This is a genomic window from Komagataeibacter kakiaceti JCM 25156 (assembly GCF_000613305.1).
Window position 1 is genome coordinate 1 of the sequence record NZ_BAIO01000426.1, and the last position, 2,051, is coordinate 2,051.

The window sequence follows — 2,051 nt, forward strand, 5'->3', positions numbered from 1 at the left end:
GCCGCCAGCGCCGCCCGCGCCGTCTCGACCGCCTGAAGCATGGTGGTGAACTCGAACACGGGAGAGAAGAGCGAGCACGCCTTGTAGGGCGGCAGCATGGCATGTCGGCGCGGGCGGCACGGTTGACGATGGTGAACTCATACCGGCCCGAAGGGAATTCGATCAGTTCCTTGTCACCCGATACCAGACCGGACCAGTCATCGGCCATGCCCGGGGCCAGGATCAGGTTCATGAACCATGGCGTGATCAGGATGCCCAGAAAATGCCCCCCATATGGGCGAAAACCCACCGCACGCACGCCCAGCACCTCGTTCAGCAGGGGGATGCCGCGCATCTGCCCGCGATGGATTTCACGAAACGCCGCCTCCATGCTCCGGGCTGGACCATCGGCTTCATCGCTTTCGGGTGGGCTGCCGGTCCCTTCCTGTTCCGCCATGGGGGATACCGGTGTGGTCGGCCGGGTTGCATCCGGCATGCCGGGGGGGGCGGCCACAGCGGGGGGAACCACCATGAACTGCTCCCGCGCGCCATCGCATGTGGGGCAGCGCCAGTGATCCGGCAGGTCCGCGAACGGGGTGCCGGGGGGAATCTGCCATGTCGCGCATCCCTGCGCCGGGTCATAGACCGACCAGCAGATCTTGCACTCCATGATGGAATCAGGCCTGAGACGCTCCGCATTGCCAAGATAGGAGCCTTCAAACCCGTGAAATACATCCGTCATGCCGGAGGTTCCACCGCCGCCAGGGCCGTGCAGATTTCAGCCAGCCGGGTGGCTGAATCCGCAATATCTTCCCGCGCGGCGCAGGCGACCTCCGGCACGTCCGTCACCTCGATGGTATCGAGAATGAGCGTGTCCATGGAATTGTAATACCGCACACGCCAGACATGGGGCGTGCCTGTCGCTTCGATACGGCAATTACCATACCCACGTGACAGGATGGTGGCGTGACCCCGCCCCAGCACCCGCGCGATCATGTCCAGATCCTCGGGCGTGTGGGGCAAAAGGCTCAGATTGACGACATGCGCCGGCACACCGGGGCGCCATCGCGCCGCATGGTCGCACAGTTCCGTAAGAACCGCCGGCGCGTTGACCACACCGGGCGTGACATGATCGGCCATATCCGGCGCGGGCCGCGCGCGGGAAAGGCGCGGGACAGGATCACGCGCGGAAAGGCCGCGATTTCCACCTGCTCACGCACGGCCCCGGCCTCACCCGCGCCATGCGCGCGGCGCGCAGGGACCACACCCCGGCAAAGACACTTTCCTGCACCTCGATCCGGCCAGCGGCGTCTTCCAGCACGATGGAGACCTCCCCTTCCCCCAGCGCGTCGTCAAACACGGCCTGGCTGGCCGCATCCAGCCCGGCGCGCCTGACGATGGTGGAATGGCCCGGCGTCCATGCCCGCGCCAGATCCCGCACCTGCTCCAGCAGCCCGATGGCGGGCCGCACGCGCGCCGGATCATCAATTTCGGGCGTATGGGCCGCATATACATGCACGCCCGATGGCATGGCGAGGTACTGAAGCCCCTCCTCGTTATCAGGCGGCATGGAACCGGGGCCGAAGCCCCGGGGGGGAAAGGCGAAGGAGGCGGTCATGCCGAAACATCTTTCTGGCCAGCATTGCAATAGGGGGAGAGAATTCCACGGAACAGGCGACCATATTCATCCCAGTCGCGCATGCGGGGGATCATGCCGGTTGGCACCCCATCATGCAGCAGGACCAGCGCAGGCAGGTTCAGCCCGTCGATACGCCCGCACAGTTCGGCTTCCAGCGCCGCATCCGCCACCGCCCCGCGCAGGGGGGTATCGGGGGGCAGCAATGTCTGCGCGGCCCGCAGCAGGTCGGGCAGGACAGCCGCAATATCCGGGGTTTCAAGATGCGGCCGGGCATGGCTGGGCAGGAACACCACCGTCAGCCCCGGCGGCGCCGTGACAAGGGTGTCCAGCACCGGCATGCCGTGCCGCGCCGACAGGGCGTGGACAAGGGGGCTTTCATGAATGACGGACATCCTCACCCCTCCTCCAGCCCGGCGGCAAGGGCGGCTTCCAG

The 2,051-nt window shown here is 66.4% G+C and carries 4 protein-coding genes and 1 pseudogene; all 5 read right to left on the bottom strand.

The window, feature by feature from the left end:
• A partial coding sequence (gene hybE / locus JCM25156_RS31365) for a [NiFe]-hydrogenase assembly chaperone HybE (RefSeq protein WP_242402683.1) occupies nt 1–98 on the bottom strand: 98 nt, incomplete at its 3' end.
• Between the two features lie 71 nt (nt 99–169).
• A pseudogene (hybE, locus tag JCM25156_RS24910) lies at nt 170–721 on the bottom strand ([NiFe]-hydrogenase assembly chaperone HybE); the annotation flags it as partial.
• Nucleotides 718–1,119, bottom strand: coding sequence for a hydrogenase expression/formation protein (locus tag JCM25156_RS31370; RefSeq protein WP_242402681.1), 402 nt, complete (start codon nt 1,117–1,119; stop codon nt 718–720). The pseudogene hybE (JCM25156_RS24910) and the gene JCM25156_RS31370, both read right to left, overlap by 4 nt.
• A 40-nt stretch (nt 1,120–1,159) precedes the next feature.
• Nucleotides 1,160–1,597: a hydrogenase expression/formation protein gene (locus tag JCM25156_RS31375; protein WP_242402682.1), complete on the bottom strand. Its 438-nt coding sequence runs from the start codon at nt 1,595–1,597 to the stop codon at nt 1,160–1,162.
• On the bottom strand, nt 1,594–2,051 hold a 458-nt coding region (locus JCM25156_RS27170), incomplete at its 5' end, for a thioredoxin domain-containing protein (RefSeq protein ID WP_206777870.1). The genes JCM25156_RS31375 and JCM25156_RS27170, both read right to left, overlap by 4 nt.